20 protein-coding genes and 1 tRNA gene are annotated in these 15,263 nt (G+C 68.3%); 18 read left to right on the plus strand and 3 right to left on the minus strand.

Translation table 11 applies throughout. The features are described 5' to 3' along the window. Positions 1 to 3: 3 nt before the first annotated feature. The 9 genes from Q5064_RS02925 to Q5064_RS02965 are packed head-to-tail and all read left to right on the plus strand — an operon-like array spanning position 4 to position 5,736. Positions 4 to 945 carry a type II secretion system F family protein gene (locus Q5064_RS02925; protein WP_302962141.1) on the plus strand — a complete coding sequence of 314 codons (942 nt, stop codon included), beginning with the start codon at positions 4 to 6 and terminating at the stop codon, positions 943 to 945. Between the two features lie 48 nt (positions 946 to 993). Continuing rightward, entirely contained in the window at positions 994 to 1,236 is a 243-nt protein-coding gene (locus Q5064_RS02930; RefSeq protein WP_302962142.1) for a hypothetical protein, read from the plus strand. A 23-nt stretch (positions 1,237 to 1,259) separates the two neighbouring features. Then, the gene (locus tag Q5064_RS02935) at positions 1,260 to 1,424 is read left to right on the plus strand and encodes a hypothetical protein (protein WP_302962143.1); all 165 of its coding nucleotides are present in this window, start codon (positions 1,260 to 1,262) and stop codon (positions 1,422 to 1,424) included. A 34-nt stretch (positions 1,425 to 1,458) separates the two neighbouring features. Next, positions 1,459 to 1,977, plus strand: coding sequence for a TadE/TadG family type IV pilus assembly protein (locus Q5064_RS02940; protein WP_302962145.1), 519 nt, complete (start codon positions 1,459 to 1,461; stop codon positions 1,975 to 1,977). After that, positions 1,967 to 4,075: a molybdenum cofactor biosynthesis enzyme gene (locus tag Q5064_RS02945; protein WP_302962146.1), complete on the plus strand. Its 2,109-nt coding sequence runs from the start codon at positions 1,967 to 1,969 to the stop codon at positions 4,073 to 4,075. The genes Q5064_RS02940 and Q5064_RS02945 overlap by 11 nt, the downstream gene beginning before the upstream one ends. Next, on the plus strand, positions 4,066 to 4,521 hold the full coding sequence (locus tag Q5064_RS02950) for a hypothetical protein (protein ID WP_302962148.1): 456 nt from the start codon (positions 4,066 to 4,068) through the stop codon (positions 4,519 to 4,521). The genes Q5064_RS02945 and Q5064_RS02950 overlap by 10 nt, the downstream gene beginning before the upstream one ends. Before the next feature lie 14 nt (positions 4,522 to 4,535). Then, positions 4,536 to 5,042 (plus strand): hypothetical protein, encoded by a 507-nt coding sequence (locus Q5064_RS02955; protein WP_302962150.1) that lies wholly within the window; start codon positions 4,536 to 4,538, stop codon positions 5,040 to 5,042. Further along, entirely contained in the window at positions 5,039 to 5,404 is a 366-nt protein-coding gene (locus Q5064_RS02960; protein ID WP_302962151.1) for a DUF192 domain-containing protein, read from the plus strand. The genes Q5064_RS02955 and Q5064_RS02960 overlap by 4 nt, the downstream gene beginning before the upstream one ends. Then, positions 5,401 to 5,736, plus strand: a complete 336-nt coding sequence (locus Q5064_RS02965; RefSeq protein WP_302962152.1) for a hypothetical protein — start codon at positions 5,401 to 5,403, stop codon at positions 5,734 to 5,736. Before Q5064_RS02960 ends, Q5064_RS02965 begins: the two co-directional genes overlap by 4 nt. Positions 5,737 to 5,792: 56 nt before the next feature. Here the strand turns inward: Q5064_RS02965 and Q5064_RS02970 are convergent, their stop codons facing one another. Together Q5064_RS02970 and thrC are read right to left on the minus strand one after the other, a co-directional pair. Next, a complete protein-coding gene (locus tag Q5064_RS02970) occupies positions 5,793 to 6,137 on the minus strand; it encodes a winged helix-turn-helix domain-containing protein (protein ID WP_302962153.1) in 345 nt (114 codons plus the stop codon). Between the two features lie 21 nt (positions 6,138 to 6,158). Further along, positions 6,159 to 7,733: a threonine synthase gene (gene thrC / locus Q5064_RS02975; protein WP_302962155.1), complete on the minus strand. Its 1,575-nt coding sequence runs from the start codon at positions 7,731 to 7,733 to the stop codon at positions 6,159 to 6,161. 220 nt (positions 7,734 to 7,953) lie between these two features. On the opposite strand from thrC, the gene Q5064_RS02980 reads away from it, so the two are divergent. The 7 genes from Q5064_RS02980 (at position 7,954) to Q5064_RS03010 (ending at position 14,144) form a co-directional block, all read left to right on the plus strand. Then, positions 7,954 to 8,235, plus strand: coding sequence for a FeoA family protein (locus Q5064_RS02980; protein WP_302962157.1), 282 nt, complete (start codon positions 7,954 to 7,956; stop codon positions 8,233 to 8,235). Positions 8,236 to 8,328: 93 nt separating this feature from the next. Further along, positions 8,329 to 8,559, plus strand: a complete 231-nt coding sequence (locus Q5064_RS02985; protein WP_302962158.1) for a FeoA family protein — start codon at positions 8,329 to 8,331, stop codon at positions 8,557 to 8,559. Between the two features lie 155 nt (positions 8,560 to 8,714). Beyond that, the gene (locus Q5064_RS02990) at positions 8,715 to 11,246 is read left to right on the plus strand and encodes a ferrous iron transporter B (RefSeq protein ID WP_302962160.1); all 2,532 of its coding nucleotides are present in this window, start codon (positions 8,715 to 8,717) and stop codon (positions 11,244 to 11,246) included. A gap of 31 nt (positions 11,247 to 11,277) precedes the next feature. After that, entirely contained in the window at positions 11,278 to 11,481 is a 204-nt protein-coding gene (locus tag Q5064_RS02995) for a hypothetical protein (protein ID WP_302962162.1), read from the plus strand. A gap of 191 nt (positions 11,482 to 11,672) precedes the next feature. Continuing rightward, positions 11,673 to 12,053: a metal-dependent transcriptional regulator gene (locus tag Q5064_RS03000; RefSeq protein ID WP_302962165.1), complete on the plus strand. Its 381-nt coding sequence runs from the start codon at positions 11,673 to 11,675 to the stop codon at positions 12,051 to 12,053. Positions 12,054 to 12,143: 90 nt separating this feature from the next. Then, entirely contained in the window at positions 12,144 to 13,112 is a 969-nt protein-coding gene (locus Q5064_RS03005) for a septum formation initiator family protein (protein ID WP_302962167.1), read from the plus strand. Positions 13,113 to 13,193: 81 nt separating this feature from the next. Next, entirely contained in the window at positions 13,194 to 14,144 is a 951-nt protein-coding gene (locus Q5064_RS03010) for a Ppx/GppA family phosphatase (RefSeq protein WP_302962169.1), read from the plus strand. A 74-nt stretch (positions 14,145 to 14,218) separates the two neighbouring features. Here Q5064_RS03010 and Q5064_RS03015 read toward each other — a convergent pair. Then, positions 14,219 to 14,301 (minus strand) — tRNA-Leu (locus tag Q5064_RS03015). Positions 14,302 to 14,679: 378 nt separating this feature from the next. On the opposite strand from Q5064_RS03015, the gene Q5064_RS03020 reads away from it, so the two are divergent. Further along, the gene (locus tag Q5064_RS03020) at positions 14,680 to 14,946 is read left to right on the plus strand and encodes a type II toxin-antitoxin system Phd/YefM family antitoxin (RefSeq protein WP_302962171.1); all 267 of its coding nucleotides are present in this window, start codon (positions 14,680 to 14,682) and stop codon (positions 14,944 to 14,946) included. After that, the gene (locus Q5064_RS03025; RefSeq protein WP_302962174.1) at positions 14,936 to 15,241 is read left to right on the plus strand and encodes a type II toxin-antitoxin system RelE/ParE family toxin; all 306 of its coding nucleotides are present in this window, start codon (positions 14,936 to 14,938) and stop codon (positions 15,239 to 15,241) included. Before Q5064_RS03020 ends, Q5064_RS03025 begins: the two co-directional genes overlap by 11 nt. The last annotated feature ends 22 nt before the right edge of the window (positions 15,242 to 15,263 follow it).

Below are 15,263 nucleotides of genomic sequence, written 5' to 3' on the forward strand. Positions count from 1 at the left end.
AAAATGGGATGGCTGAATATGGCCCTCGTGGGCGCCGCGATGGTCCTCGCCGGAGCGGCGGGCTGGCTCTCGCAGCGGGCCGCGGGCGCGTGGAGACGGCGGATGCGCCATCGCAGGGCCGTCTGCGGTCGCGACGGACCCACGTCCTCGGGCGCGGGCGCGGAGCGGCATTCCGCCCTGGACGAGCGCCTGATCGCCTACGGCGTCGGCGTGTCCCGAAAGCTGCACAGCTCCCTCGCGCGGCGGTGGGCGCCGGCATGGCTGGCGAAGCGCCCCTGGGTCGCGGCGAGGGCGTCGACGGCGGGCTTGGGGGGCCGCCTCGATGACGGCGGCTTCTGGGAGGCCCGCCTGAGGCTCGCCGCAGGCGGGGGCGCCGCGGGCCTTCTCGTCGGCGCGGTCTTCTCGACGGAGCTCGGCTGCTGCCTCGCCGTCCTCGGCGCGGCCCTCGGATGGCGGGCGCTGCCCTGGGCGATCGCGCAGCGGACGCGCCGGCGCGCCGAGGCGATGGAGCGGGATCTGTCCGAGATGCTCGACGTGGTGGCCCTCGGCATGAGGAGCGGCATGTCCTTCGACCGCAGCCTCGAGCTGTACACGGGCTATTTCCGCACGATGCTCGCGGAATCGTTCGCGCGCGCCCAGCGGCAGTGGACGTGCGGCCTCGCCTCCCGGGACGAGGCGCTGCGTGCCGTGGCGGCCTCCTATGCGTCCCCGCTTCTCGAGCGGGTGGTGGAGAACGTGATCCGCTCGCTGCGGTTCGGCGCGACGCTGGCCGACAACCTGGAGGACGCGGCGCGGGAGGCCCGCAGCGGCTACAAGGCTCGCAAGCAGGAGCAGGTGGCGAAGGCGCCGGTGAAGATGATGGTGCCGACAGGCGTTCTCATCCTGCCCGCCATGCTCATGCTCGTGCTGGGGCCGGTGCTGCTGGAGCTGGCGGGGGGATTGTGATGGGCGGTGCCGGGATGCAAGGAAAGAACTCTGGAAAGGAGCTTGGTTATGGAGAAGATGAAAGCCGCGCGCCGGTGGGCCGGCAGGGCAACGGCGGAGATCGACGCGCGCACGCGGATGCTCTGCGCGAGGATGCACGCGAAGACGGGGGAGGTGCGGGGGCAGGGGACGACCGAGTACGCCATCCTGGTCGGCGTGCTCGTGGTGATCGCCATTCTGGCCATCACCCTGTTTCGCCCGAAGCTACAGGAGCTGTGGGACGCCATCGCCAACGGCATCAACGGCCTCTAGCGGACGACCGGGGGCAGGGCACCGTGGAGTACGCCATCGTCACGGCCGGGGTGCTCTGCGTGGTCGTCGCCCTCGGGGCGCTGTGGAGGGGGCTGTCGTCGGGCATGTTCGTCGATCATGCCCTGCTGTCGGCCTCCCACCACCTCCAAGGCGCCTTGGGATGGGCCTTCGACATTTTCAGCTACTAGGAAAGACGGCGGGGCAACGCGAGGAGGATCGGAGATGAGAGGGAAGACCGGGCGGAATGCGAGAGGGGATGGCGGCCAGGCTACGGTGGAGGCGGCCTTCGCCCTGCCGGTGCTGTTCCTCCTCGTACTGCTGCTGGTGCAGCCGGGCATCGTGCTCTACGACCGTATGGTCATGGCCTCGGCTGCCGCCGAGGGATGCCGGCTGCTGGCGACGGGAGGGGAAGACGACGCGACATGCGTCGCGCTGGTCAAGCGGCACCTCGGGGCCGTCCCACAGCAGGACAACTTCCACGTGCACAGCTCGGGTTGCACCTGGGAGGTGGTGTGCGAGGGCGGTGGCGCAGACGCGCTCTCGCGGGTAACCGTGCGGACGGAGGTGAGGCCGCTGCCGCTGCTGGATTTGGGGGCGACACTGCTCGGCCTTGTGAACGAGCGGGGGAATCTGGAGGTGGAAGTCGCCGTGGAGACGCCCACGAGGGCGGAATGGGCCCAGCGGTCGCTCGAAGGGGCGACCCCGAACGAGAAAGCAGGTGAGTGGTGCGATGGGAATTGATCGGCTGGTAAGGGACGAGGAGGGCTTCACCACGGCCGGCATGGCCGTCGCCCTCCTCGTGTCACTCGCGCTGCTTTTCTCGGCCGCCCAGGTGTACCGGGTGAACACGCTGGCCTCCGAGGTGCAGGATGTGGCGGACGCGGCCGCCCTGGCTGCGGAGAACCAGGTGGCGGAGTTCATGGTGGCCGTGAGGGTGGTCGACGGGGCCGTGCTCTCCATGACGCTGCTCGGGGCGGCCTCCTACGGGCTGGGCGTGGTGGCCCTCTGCGCGCCCCCGGCCGCCGAGCTGGGAGCCCAGCTCGTCTCGACGGGGCAAAAGGTGCTCGACGCGCGCGACGCCCTGGCCGAGCGCGCCGCCGCGTCGCTCAACGCCCTGCAGAAGGCCCTCCCCTTCATGGCCTGCGCCAGCGCCGCCGCCGTGGCCCATGCCAACAGCGCCTCGCGCGGGTGCGACTACGCCGCCATGGCCCTTCTGCTACCCGCCGAGGGGGAGGCGGTGGCGGTGGGGGCCAATGCCGCCGAGCGTGATATGGAGGAGGGGGTCCGGAACGGAGAGGAGGCGCTCGCCGATGCGGCGCAGCGGGCCGAGGATGCCGTGCAGGCGGCCGACGAGGCCAAGGAGCGCGGGTTTTTGCGCGACTGCGGGGATGCCCCGGGCTACTGCATGTACGAGCGCGCGGGCCATCTGGCGGGGCTCTCGGGCGCGGACAACCCGCTCTACGAGTCGGCGGAGGCCTGGTCGTTCTCGGTCGCGCTCGACCGCGCGTGGTCCTACTACCGCGCCCGCCTGGGCATCGAGGCCCCGGAGGGCCCGTCGGCGCAGGAAGGCGCTCGATCGGCCTTGCGCCGCCTGTTCTACCGCTACGCGGTGGCCGAGCTGCGCCAGGCGCGCGAGCGGTCGGCGGCGAGCGGTGTCGTGTCCTTTCCCCGCCTGCCTCGGAACACCGAGCAGATGCGCGCCACCTCCTTGTACACCGACCCCTCCTTTCCCATCACCGTCGAGGAGAGCGTGGCCGTGATGCACGCCTGGGAGGGATGCCCCGACGCGGGCCTCGTCGAGTCCTACGGATCGGTGCGCACGCTCGAAGCCGGCGGCTTCGAGGAATGCCCCTCCTGCCGCTTCACGGCCTCGTCCCTCGGCAGCGTGGCCTCGGCGTCCACGGCCATCGACAACGGCTTCGAGTACCACTACGACGCCGTAGCCCAGGCGGCCGACGATTACGAGCGCGCTCGGCGGGAGGCCGAGCCTCTGGCGGAGGCCGTGCGCGAGGAGGCCCAAGGGCTGCTCGACACGGTGATGGGGGCGCTGCGCGGGGCATCGTCCATGCGCATCGATGCCCAGCCGCCGGGCTCGGCCGGGTGCATCGCCCTCGTGGCCGCGTCGGGAGCAGACTCCGCGGGGGCGTTTTCCCATTCGTTCGCGGGCGGCGGCAGCGCTTTGGGGACGCGGGCGGCCGTGGCGGCGGCCACCCTCATCGAGGACGGGGACGAGGAGGCATCGGTTGTGGGGGATCTCCTCGACGGTCTGGATGCCGACGGGTCGGCCGCCGTCGGCGCGGCCCGCATCGTGCTCGACTGCTGGTCGGGCCTGCTTGGCGCCTACGGCTCCGGGCAGGAGGCGCTGATCGACGGGGTCGGATCGGCGCTCGACTCCCTGCCGCTTGTCGGGGCCGCAGGATTGGGGGCATGGGCTGCCGGGGCCCTCCGCGATAGCCTGGCGGCCGTCGGCCTCGAGCCGGCGAACTTGGCGCCGCTTAAGCCGGTTCTGGCCGGAACGGGTGCGGTGGCCCGCGCCGATGGGGGCGACTTCGCGGTCCGCTATCTCGCGGTGCGCGAGGAGATGCTCGCGGAGGCCCCCTCGTCGGGCAACGTGTTCGGCGCTCTCGCCGACCGCATCGAGCGCGAGGCCTTCGATCGCCTGGACGGCTTCGAGATAGAGATCGCCTGCGTAGAGCTGCCGGTAGTCGACCTGGAGCTGCCTATCACGGTGACGCTGCCCCCGTCGGTCACCGAGGGGGCCCGCGGAATCGTCGATCGCGCGATGGAGGCGGTACGCGCCGCTGCCGGCGCGGCGGGACTGGACTCGTCATGGGAGTGAGGGCCGCCCGCGCCCGCCTGGCGGGGCGCGGGGAGGCGGGGCAGGCGACCGTGGAGCTCGCCGTGGCGCTGCCCGTCGTCATCATCGTGGCCGTTGTGGTGGTGAACGCCCTGACGTTCTTCGGGACGTGCGCGGCCTTCGACCGCGTGGCGCGTCAGACGGTGTGCGCCGAGGCGAGCGCCCCGGGCGCCGGGGAAGACGTCGGGACGACGGTCGCGCGCGTGGAGGGGCGGCTCGAGGAGGCCTTCGCCGCCTCCAACGTGACGGTGGCGGTGCGCGCGGAGGGCGCGCCGGCGGGGCTCGTGCGGTTCACGGCGCGCATCGAGTACCACCCGACGCTCTTCGGGCTCGGCATGCGCACCGAGGTGCTCGGCGTGGCGCTGCCCTCCCTGGCCCACGAGGTGGATATGGCGGTGGACGTGTACCGCCCGGGAATGCTCTTTTGAGGAAGGAGGCTGGTATGGCCGTTCAAACGAGGCGCCTGCTTCGCGCCGCGTTGATTTTGGGAATCGCGTTCGTTGTCCTGGGCGCGACGGCTGCTGCCGAACAACGGGAGACTGCGGCCGCCGCGCAGCCCTTCTCCGGGGAGGCGTTCGCGCGGTCCCTCGTCGATGGGGAGGAGACGACCGCGGAAAACTCGCTCGCGGCCCTCGACGCCGCCGTGGGCCGCGAGGCGCGGGAGGTGCCGGCGTGGGTCTCCGAGGAGGTGCTCTCCCTCGACGGCGCGACGGAGATCAGGGCCTTGGACGACTGGTCCCTGATCGGCTTCACGTTGCCAGGGGAGGCGGAGACGGTGCAGGCGCAGGTCGCCGCGGAACTCGAGGGGCGCGGGTGGGCCCTCGTGGAAACGGGAGCCGGGGCGTCGTTGTCGGGGGTCAAGAAAGGAGGCCGGTGCTCATGGCTGCTGCTCAACTGCACGGCCGTCGGCGACGAAACGTGTATCGTCGTCCAACTGCCTGCCGCGTGAGGGACGGGGAGGGCGCGCCCTTCGATGGCGTGTGGGTGGTGGCGGCACGCCCGCTGATGAGGCTGCGCGGCCTGGCGGGACGCGCTCCCGACCGCACGGTCATGGCCTTTCCCCGCTGCCGCGATGTGCACACGCTCACTATGCGCCACCCCCTCGACGTCGCCTTCGTCGATCGACGGGGGAGGGTGATGGAAGTGCGCCGGCTCGTGATGCCCGGCGCCCGCCTGCGCAACGACCGTGCTTCCGCCGTGGTCGAGCGCTTCGCCCGGCCGGGGCCGTGGTTCGCGCGGGGAGATGTGGTCGAGATGCCCCAGAGCGGGCGCAAGGGCGGCCGGCGCGCCGCCGGAAGGAGGAGGAGATGAAGATCTGCCCGACCTGCATGAGCAAGCTGTTCGACGATATGGACACCTGCTACGGGTGCATGTACCGCTTCGGGAGCGATCCTGAGAGAGAGCGCGAGGCCGAGGCGGTCATGTGGCCGCCGACTCCCGAGGACGTGAACGAGGGGGCGGCCCTCGAGGGGTCTATCCCATGGGGCATCCCCGAGCCCGCGGGGCTCGGATGCGGGGGACATCCCCCGTCAAAGGTGTCTGCCGCCCATGCCATGGAGGCGGGCGGCCTGGTGCTGCGCGTGATCGCGGGGAGCGGGCGTCCGGAGGAACCCCTCGTGACCATAACGATCGAGCCGGCCTAGCGGGCCGGCTCGGAGGGTGGTGCCGTGACAGGCGGCGGGATGCGCCGAAGATCGCCTCAGCGGGTCATTTCGGCGAACAGCTGGGCCGCCTCGTCGGAGAGCCGCTCCTGAATGGCGAGATAGGCGTCGAGGAGCGTCTCCCCCTCGGCCGTCAAGGTGGAGCCGTGGGCACCGTCGCGCAGGAGGAGCTGGACGCCGAGCGTGCTCTCGGTGTCCTTGATCACGCGCCACGCCTTGCTGTAGGCCATGCGCATGGCCTTCGCCGCGGCGTTGAGCGAGCCGTGCTCGCGCACGCCGAGGCACAGTTTGGCGATGCCCGGGCCGAAGGCGGACTTCTCCTCGGCCTCGGGGTTCGAGATGGTTATGCGCACGACCGGGGTGAGCGATTGCAGCTGGCTCATGGGCGTCTCCCGTCTTTGGGGCTAGCGTCGGCAGAAGGCCTCTGCGGCCGCCTCGATAGCCTCGACGTCATTGTCTATCACATCGGTGAATCGTACCGCGGCGGCATCGAGGTTGGCAAGTCCGGCGGGAATGTCGTGCCGCTTCGTTTCCTCGGCGATACGTTCGTTGAGCTGGCAGCCGGTCAGCTTCGCCACCTCTTCCGGAAGGGCCTCGCCGGGCGCCATGCCGTGCAGGGCGCGGTACACGTTGTCCCCGAACTTGGCCCAGTGGGCGGTGGAGGCGATGAGCACCGGGTTCTCGCCGCGCAGGTTCTGGGCGGCGGCGAAGGCCACGGCCGTATGGGGGTCGAGCAGGTAGCCGTATTCGTCGTGGACGTCCTTGATGGTGGTAAGGCACGTGGCGTTGTCGATGGAGTCGGCGCTGAAGTTCTCGCGCACGCGGGCGAACGTCTCGGGATCGACGCGGAAGCAGCGCTTCTCGTTCAGGTCGGCCATCCACTGGCTGATGGCCTTAGGATCGCGGCCGGTGAGCTCGAAGAGCTGGCGCTCCAGGTTGGAGGACACGAGGATGTCCATCGAAGGCGAGGAGGTGAGGATGAACTCGCGGTCGGAGATGTCGTAGGTGCCGGTGTTGATGAAGTCGGTGAGCACGCGGTTGTCGTTGCTGGCGCACAGGAGCATGCCGATGGGCACGCCGATCTGCTTGGCGTACCAGGCTGCCAGGATGTTACCGAAGTTGCCGGTGGGCACGCAGACGTCGATCTCGTCGCCGACTGCGATCTTGCCCTGGGCCACAAGCTCGGCGTAGCTGGAGATGTAGTAGACCACCTGGGGCAGCAGACGGCCCCAGTTGATGGAGTTGGCGCTCGAGAGGGCGACGGAGCACTCCTCGGCGAGCTTCTCGGCGAAGGCGGCGTCGGCAAAGGCGCGCTTCACGCCGGTCTGGCAGTCGTCGAAGTTGCCGCGCACGGCCCATACGCGCACGTTGTCGCCGGTGGTGGTGACCATCTGCTTGCGCTGGATGTCGCTCACGCCGCCGTCGGGGAACAGCACGCCGATGGACACGCCGTCGACGCCCTTGAACCCCTCGAGGGCCGCCTTGCCTGTATCGCCGGAGGTGGCCACGAGGATCATGAACTCGTGGTCGAGCTTGCCCCGGTCGCGCAGCTGGGCGGCGCTGGCCGAGAAGAAGTGCGGCAGGCACTGCAGCGCCATGTCCTTGAAGGCGCTCGTGGGCCCGTGCCACAGTTCCAGGATATGGGTGTCCTCGTCGAGGGAGGTGATGGGGCAGACGGCCTCGTCGTCGAAGTTGTCGCCGTAGGCGCGCCCCATGAGCATGTCGATGACGTCGTCGGGAAGGTCGATGTTGAACGCCTTGTACACGGCGGCGGCGCGCTCGGCATAAGGGAGCGCGGCGAGGCCCGCTATCTCGTCTAGCGTGAGGGAGGGCAGCTGCTCGGGAACGTAGAGGCCGCCGCCCGGGGCCAATCCGTTCACCACGGCCTCCGTGAACGGGATCGGCTCGCCGCCCGCTCCGCGCGTGTCGAGGTAGAGGTTCTGGCCGAAGGCTTCGGCGCGATCGGTGGGCTGGGACATGGGGCTCCCTTCCTGAAGGATGACGATTGCGGACAAGGATACCACGGGCCGCCGCCGCTCCCGCCGCCGATGGGGGCGAATGCACGGCAGGGCAGGGGGAGGAGCACGCGCCGCCTGCCGTTCGCGGAAAAGTACGAAAAAGTTAACTTCATGGGTTTACATAAGCTAACTTTGGACTACAATACGGAGTTGCATGCATCTAACATTGATGGGAGTCGCTATGAGCCAAGCAATGGTTGTGGAAGGCGCCCGCTGCCAGGCCGACAGCGCCGGTGTAACGTGCCAGCCGATGCCCCTCGCGTTTCTGCGGGGCGGCGATACGGCGAAAGTCGTCCGTGTGCGCGGAAAGGGCGAGGTGCACCACCATCTCGAGAACCTGGGGTTCGTCGAGGGTGCGTCCGTCTCGGTCATTTCCGAGCAGGCGGGGAACTTCATCGTGCAGGTCAAGGGAGCAAGTGTGGCCCTCGACCGCAGCGTGGCATCGAAGATCATCGTCGCTTAAGACAGCTATTGCCGGCACGCCCTCGGCAGCGGGGGCGCGCCGTCTCGTCGCGTCTCCTGTCACCAGTTCAGAGGAACACAGAAAGGAAGGACTATGGCAGAGGATAAGACCCTGCGCGATGTGCCCGTGGGGCAGTCGGCCACCGTGCGTCGCCTGGTGGGCGAAGGCGCCGTCAAGCGCCGCATCATGGACATGGGCATCACCAAGGGCACCGAGGTGTTCGTGCGCAAGGTGGCGCCTTTGGGAGATCCCATCGAGGTGACCGTGCGCGGCTTCGAGCTGTCGCTGCGCAAGGACGAGGCCGAGAACGTACTCGTTGCCTAAGAGAGCGAACACGGCTCTCACCTGCGCCTTTAGGCGCATTTTTTCTCCCTTTTAGTTAACTCGAACTAACTTTGATCATGTCGCAGACGCTGGGGAGAGCGTCGGGGAAGCAAGAGGCGGCATGGCGGTGATTTTTGGAGAAGGAAAGGCTGATCATGGCTATCAACATTGCCCTTGCCGGCAATCCCAATTGCGGCAAGACAACCATGTTCAACGACCTGACCGGGGCGAACCAGTACGTGGGAAACTGGCCCGGTGTAACCGTTGAGAAGAAGGAAGGCAAGTACCGCGCCGACAAGGACGTGACCATCACCGACTTGCCGGGTGTGTACTCGTTGTCGCCCTACACTCCCGAGGAGATCGTCACGCGCGACTACCTCATGAGCGGCAAGCCCGACGTGGTCATCAACCTGGTTGACGCCACCAACCTGGAGCGCAACCTGTACCTCACCACCCAGATCATCGACCTGGGCATTCCGGTGGTTCTGGCCCTGAACATGATGGATCTGGTGGAAAAGAACGGCGATGTGATCAACGTGGCCGAGCTCTCCCGCCATCTGGGCTGCCCGGTGGTGGAGACCTCCGCCCTCAAGGGCCGCGGTATGGACGCCCTCATGGAGCGCGCCATCGCCGAGGCGAAGAAGGGCGTTGCCCCCACGACCGAGCTCGGCTTCGACCAGAAGGTCGAGGAGGCCCTCGCCAAGGTGATCGACATCGCCGGCGCGCGCATCAGCGGCCGCCACGCTCGCTGGTATGCCATCAAGCTTCTGGAGGGCGAGCAGCTCACCATCGACAAGCTCGATCTGCCCGCGGGCGACCTGTCTAAGATCGCCGCGGTGCGCGAGGCGCTGGAGAACGCTGAGGACGACGACGCCGAGTCCCTCATCACCAACGAGCGCTACGACGCCATCACCGACGTGTGCGCCGAGTGCGTGAAGAAGTCGCCGAAGGCCATGACCACTACCCAGAAGATCGACCGCGTGGTCACCAACCGTATTCTCGGTATTCCGATCTTCATCGTGATCATGTTCTTCGTGTACTACATCTCCGTGTCCACGGTGGGCACCCTTGTGACCGACTGGGCCAACGACGGTCTGTTCGGCGACGGCTGGCTCTACACCAACACCGAGGCCTACGAGGCCGATGTGGAGGAGTACGAGGGATACCAGGCCGAGATCGACGCCTATCTGGAGGCGGCTGAGGAAGACGGCCTCGATGTCGAGGCGTTCTCCGAGGCGCTCGAGGCCGAGGATCCCACGGCTGAGGACGAAGAGGTCATCGAGAACTTCATCTACGCCGCCGAGAGCGCCAACGTGGTGGGCGAGATGGAGGTCGAGGATGAGGAGACCGGCGAGGTCGCCATCGAGTCTGTTGACTCCGCTGCTTTCGCTGAGGCCCTCGAGGCCGAAGAGCCCGATCCGGCCGACTACGGCTTCTACCATGTGGGCGTGCCTGTGGTGGTGGAGGGCTGGCTCGAGGCCGCCGGCGCCGCACCCTGGGTGCAGTCGCTCGTGCTCGACGGCATCATCGCCGGCGTGGGCGCTGTTATCGGCTTCATCCCGCAGCTGATCGTGCTGTTCATCCTCCTCGGCTTCTTGGAGGGCTGCGGATACATGGCCCGCGTCGCCTTCATCATGGACCGCATCTTCCGTCGCTTCGGCCTGTCCGGCAAGTCCTTCATCCCGATGCTCATCGCCTCTGGCTGCGGCGTGCCCGCGGTCATGGCCACCAAGACCATCGAGAACGAAAAAGACCGTCGCATGACCATCATGACCACCACGATGATCCCCTGCGGTGCCAAGCTGCCCATCATCGCGCTCGTCTTCGGCGCCCTGGCCGGTGGCGACTACGAGGCCACCTGGTGGGTTGCCCCGCTGTTCTACTTCCTGGGCCTGGCTGCCATCATCATCTCCTGCATCATCCTGAAGAAGTTCCGCGCCTTCGCCGGCGAGGTTGCCCCCTTCATCATGGAGCTGCCCCAGTACCACCTGCCCACGGTGAAGAACGTGTTGCTGTCCATGTGGGAGCGCGTGCGCAGCTACGTGGTGAAAGCCGGTACCATCATCTTCCTGTCCTCGATGGTCATCTGGTTCCTGCTGAACTTCGGTATGTACGAGGGCTCCTTCGGCCTGCTCGATCCTGACATGGACGATTACATCCAGTACAGTCTCATGGCCGGTCTCGGCAACTTGCTGGCCTGGATCTTCGCGCCGCTCGGTTTCGGCAACTGGGAGTCCACCGTTACCTCCATCACGGGTCTGGTGGCTAAGGAGAACGTCGTGGCCACGGTGGGCGTCATCACGAGCCTGGGCGACGAGATCGGCGAGACCGATCCGAGCCTGTGGAGCTCCTTCGCCGTCATGCTCGGTGGCAGCAGCGCCGCCATCATGGCCTTCTGCGCCTTCAACCTGTTGTGCGCCCCCTGCTTCGCCGCCATCGGCACCATTCGCCGTCAGATGATGTCCGCGAAGTGGACCTGGGCCGCCATCGGCTACATGACCGTGTTCGCCTGGTGCGTGGGCCTCATGGTCTACCAGTTCGTCGGTCTGGCCACCGGTGAGGTCGCTTTCGGCCCCTTCACGGCCCTGGCCGTCGTGGTTGCAGCCGGCATGCTGTTCCTGCTGTTCCGCCCGGCTGCCAAGGCGAAGCCCTCCGGCCAGCTGGAGGCGGCCGCCGACAACGCCTAACGACTCGCACCCGCTTCGCAAAGGAAACGCCATGCAAGAGCTCAGCCTGAACTTCCCCACCGTCGTCATTCTCGTCGTCATCGCGGCGCTGGCCGTGCTCGCCATTCGGCGCATGACCCATCGCGGGCTGTGCGACTGCGGCGACCACTGCGAGAGCGGCTGCCACGGCTGCGAGGGCTGCTCGGCGGCAGAGTCCATGGCCGCTGCCATGGAGAAGGCGGCGAAGGACAAGTAGCCCTTGCGCGGCGCCCCTTCGGGACGCCCGGCGCCGACTCGGGAGGGAGCGCGGCGCCGGGCCCGGCGAGGTAACCGCTCGGCAAACCGTTGGCGAAGACAATGTGAACGAGGCTCGGAACTCTGCGTCCGAGCCTCGTTTTTTCATAGGGGCCGTGATACCATGAGGACAACTATGATAAGGAGAGCGCTGTGGTGAAGACATCCATGTCCCATGAGGACTACCTCGAGGCCATCGTCATGCTGGGAGGCACGACGGAGGTGCCCGTGCGCTCGGTGGACGTGGCCAACAAGCTGGGCGTGTCGAAGGCCTCGGTGAACAAGGCCATCTCCGCCCTGAAGGAGCAGGCGCTGGTCGTGCAGCCCCACTACGGCGACATCACGCTCACCGAGGAGGGCTACGCCTACGGCAGCTCGGTTCTCGGCCGGCACCGCATGCTCTTCGACTTCCTCACCAAGGCCGTGGGCATCTCGCCCGAGGTGGCGGAGGAGGAGGCCTGCCAGATGGAGCATGCCATCAGCGACGATTCCTTCGAGAAGTGGGAGGCCTTCGTCAAGAGCCTGAACCTCTAGCCCCGGCGCGCGAGCGCCCGTACCTGACCGCTTTCGACTGACTATCCGAACCCGAACCGAACCACGGCAGCGAAAGGAAGCCCCTCACCCGTGCCACCCCAGGCGAACATCGTATCCTTCGACGCAGCGCGCCGCGCCGCGGCGGGGGGTCGTGCGCCCGCGACCCGGCACGCGGCATCGGGCACGGCGCCCCGGCGCCCGGCCGGGCGCGTTCTCATCGGGGGCGACCAATCGGCCATCGTGCGCGACGGCGACGAGGGGCGCGGCCGACCCTTCACGGTGCCGCGCCCGACGCCGAGCTGGTACGACGGGGGAGCCTCGGCGGCTGTGCGCCCCGACGACGGGTTCCTGTCGGGCGCGGCGGCCCGCGCCGACGAGGAGGCGGGCGAGGAGTACGAGGCGCGGCTGCTCGCCGCTCTGGAGGAGCGCGAGCGGGGGCCGCTCGACCGTCTGCGCGCCAAGCGCCGCGAGCGCACGAAGGACCGCGCCGATCGGGCGTACTTCCGCCAGTACGAGGCCGGCGCTCCCGCCGACGGGGCCCAAGGCGGCCCGCGCGCCGCGGTGTACAAGGGCGAGATGGGATCGTCGCACCGCCGCTCGTCCCGCATGCAGCAGCAGGCGTCGGCCGGCGCGCAAAGCCGCGGCGGCCGTATCCGGGGCGCCTCCGACAGCCCCTCCCTCTTCCGCCATCCGTCGCTCATGGGGCTTGCCGCCACGGCGCTCTGCATCGCCTTCGGCGTCGCCTTCCTCTATGGGCCGGCCCAGCAGCTCTACGTGGATCTGCGCGAGAAGGACCGCCTGACGGCTGAGTACGAGGCCGTGGTCGAGCGCAACGAGGCCCTCGGCGCGCAGGTGGATGCCCTGCAGACCGAGGCCGGCATCGAGGATGCGGCCCGCACGCAGCTCGGTTGGGTGCGCGAGGGCGAGCATGCGGTGTCGGTGGCGGGGCTCGCCGAGCGCGCGAAGCCGGAGTTCCGCGGCAACATCGTCTCCGAGGACGTCGAGCTGCCCGAGACGTGGTACTCGGGGGTGCTCGATCCCCTGTTCGGAGTGTCCTGAGGCCCATCCGCGCGGATGCTTTGGGGCGCTTCGGAGGAGCGCCCCGCTGCCGGGCGGGCAATCTCGTGAAAGGAAGCTAGCATGGCCTATCGCAACGGGCGCTTCGCCGCTCTGGACATCGGCACGGTGACCTGCCGGCTGCTCGTGGCCGACGTGGATGCGGGGCGCATTCGCGAGGTGGCCAAGGAGTACGCCATCACCGATTTGGGCGTGGGGGTGGACGCGACGGGGCGCCTGTCGCAGGAGGCCATCGACCGCGTGCTTTCCACGGTGGATCGCTATCTGGGCGTGCTCGCCCGCAACGACGGGCCCGCGCATCCCGTGGAGGGGCTCATCGCCATGGCCACCTCGGCGTCGCGCGATGCGGAGAACGGCCCCGATTTCGTGCGCCAGCTCGCCGAGCACGGCGTGACGCTGAGCGTCATCCCCGGAGAGCGCGAGGCGCAGCTCACCTTCATCGGCGCGTCGAGCGATTTTCCCGGCGAGAACCTGCTCGTGGTGGACATCGGCGGCGGCTCTACCGAGATCGTGGCCGGCCGTTTCGGGGAGGAGCCCGTGGCCGCCCGCTCCTTCGACATCGGGTGCCGCCGCGTGACGGAGCGCTTCTTCCGCGACGATCCGCCCACGCCCGGGCAGATCGACGAGGCGCGAGCGTGGATGCGCGAGACCATGGCGCCGTACTTCGCCGATCTGGCCGGGCGCAGCTTTGCGGCCGATCGCGTGGTGGCCGTAGCCGGCACCGCCACGAGTGTGGTGGCCATCCGCGAGGCCATGGAGGTCTACGACTCGTCCCGGGTGCACCGGGCGCAGGTGACGGCGGCCGAGCTGCGGGCCATCGAGCGCCACCTGGCCGGCGAGACGCTGGAGGAGCGCAAGCGCACGGTGGGGCTCGACCCCAAGCGCGCCGGCGTCATCGTGGCGGGCCTCGTCATCTTGGAGGAAGTGCTCGCGCTTGCCGGGGCCGAGGCCTACACGGCCAGCGAGTCGGATATCCTGCACGGGATGATTCTGGAGGCGGCGCGCGAAGAGTAGAGTCGCCCGCAGAGCCGCGATCTGGTGCGGCGCGAGTTTCCGCTGTGGCGGGCGCCCGGGCAGCGAGGTGCGCATGGTAGGGGCGGTGGGACTCGAACCCACAATCCGAAGAGGCGGATTTTAAGTCCGCTGCGTATGCCAATTCCGCCACGCCCCCACGGCACGACTCTCGGCGCCCGCCCATGATACCACGACCCGCCCGGGTCGCCGCCGGGTTTGCGGCGAGACGCGAGCGGGACGGGGGTCGCCCTGCGCGCGATGTTCCCGAGACCCGTGCGCGACGCCGTCGGGACGCGAGCGGGTCTCGGGCGGGACGCGAGCGCGGTGCGCGGGGAGACGGAAATGCGAACTCCTCGCGACAAAAGTGCGGCGGCGGGATGCTAGGCTCTCTTCTTGAACGGATATCGCGAAGCGAGAGTTCGAGGAGGTGAGGTTCGTAGCGCAAGATCGTTCCGCCGTGGCATCGGTTGCGATGGTGCCGCCCTTCCCCTTTGCTGATGTGGTACAATTAGGCCACAACGCAAAGGAGGCCTTTATGACGACATGTGTTCCGGTGCGGGATATGAAGAACACAGCGGCGTTCTCCGACTTGGTCGAGCGGGAGCGGGATGTGACGGTGACCAAGAACGGCTACGAGGTGTTCCATTGCCTGAGCGGAGATCAGTATCGCATTCTTCAAGAAGAGGTGGCCAGAGCGCGGCTGCTGTCCCGCATGATGCTGGCCGAGCGGGAATGCGAGGCGGGCGCTTGCGATGGCTTCGACGCGTTCGCTGCGTCCGTGAGGGAAGAATATGGCCTGTAGAAAGGTCATATTGGCGGAGGCTCAGCAGGAATTTCGCGATATTGTCGGGTATCTCGTCGGCGTACTTCAGAGCCCCCACGCGGCGCAGCGATTCATGGACGAGTTCGATGCGCAGCTTGCGCTGGTGAGCGAGAGCCCCAGCCTCTACGGCCTCTCCCGCATGCCGGAACTTGCGGCACGGGGCTACCGCTGCGCCCCGGTGGGCAGTTACGTCATGATCTACAAGGCGCAGGCCGATGCGGTCGTCGTCGCCCATATCTTTCATCAATCCCAAGACTACGCGCGCTTGGTATGAAAACAATGGCGGCCTATTGATA

It is taken from the genome of uncultured Adlercreutzia sp. (genome assembly GCF_958431955.1).
GTDB lineage: Bacteria > Actinomycetota > Coriobacteriia > Coriobacteriales > Eggerthellaceae > Adlercreutzia.

Coding starts and splice junctions, on each gene's coding strand:
- Q5064_RS02925 (WP_302962141.1), top strand. CDS start 4: ATGGGATGGCTGAATATGGCCCTCGTGGGCGCCGCGATGGTCCTCGCC.
- Q5064_RS02930 (WP_302962142.1), top strand. CDS start 994: ATGGAGAAGATGAAAGCCGCGCGCCGGTGGGCCGGCAGGGCAACGGCG.
- Q5064_RS02940 (WP_302962145.1), top strand. CDS start 1,459: ATGAGAGGGAAGACCGGGCGGAATGCGAGAGGGGATGGCGGCCAGGCT.
- Q5064_RS02945 (WP_302962146.1), top strand. CDS start 1,967: ATGGGAATTGATCGGCTGGTAAGGGACGAGGAGGGCTTCACCACGGCC.
- Q5064_RS02950 (WP_302962148.1), top strand. CDS start 4,066: ATGGGAGTGAGGGCCGCCCGCGCCCGCCTGGCGGGGCGCGGGGAGGCG.
- Q5064_RS02955 (WP_302962150.1), top strand. CDS start 4,536: ATGGCCGTTCAAACGAGGCGCCTGCTTCGCGCCGCGTTGATTTTGGGA.
- Q5064_RS02965 (WP_302962152.1), top strand. CDS start 5,401: ATGAAGATCTGCCCGACCTGCATGAGCAAGCTGTTCGACGATATGGAC.
- Q5064_RS02970 (WP_302962153.1), bottom strand. CDS start 6,137: ATGAGCCAGCTGCAATCGCTCACCCCGGTCGTGCGCATAACCATCTCG.
- thrC (WP_302962155.1), bottom strand. CDS start 7,733: ATGTCCCAGCCCACCGATCGCGCCGAAGCCTTCGGCCAGAACCTCTAC.
- Q5064_RS02980 (WP_302962157.1), top strand. CDS start 7,954: ATGAGCCAAGCAATGGTTGTGGAAGGCGCCCGCTGCCAGGCCGACAGC.
- Q5064_RS02985 (WP_302962158.1), top strand. CDS start 8,329: ATGGCAGAGGATAAGACCCTGCGCGATGTGCCCGTGGGGCAGTCGGCC.
- Q5064_RS02990 (WP_302962160.1), top strand. CDS start 8,715: ATGGCTATCAACATTGCCCTTGCCGGCAATCCCAATTGCGGCAAGACA.
- Q5064_RS02995 (WP_302962162.1), top strand. CDS start 11,278: ATGCAAGAGCTCAGCCTGAACTTCCCCACCGTCGTCATTCTCGTCGTC.
- Q5064_RS03010 (WP_302962169.1), top strand. CDS start 13,194: ATGGCCTATCGCAACGGGCGCTTCGCCGCTCTGGACATCGGCACGGTG.
- Q5064_RS03020 (WP_302962171.1), top strand. CDS start 14,680: ATGACGACATGTGTTCCGGTGCGGGATATGAAGAACACAGCGGCGTTC.
- Q5064_RS03025 (WP_302962174.1), top strand. CDS start 14,936: ATGGCCTGTAGAAAGGTCATATTGGCGGAGGCTCAGCAGGAATTTCGC.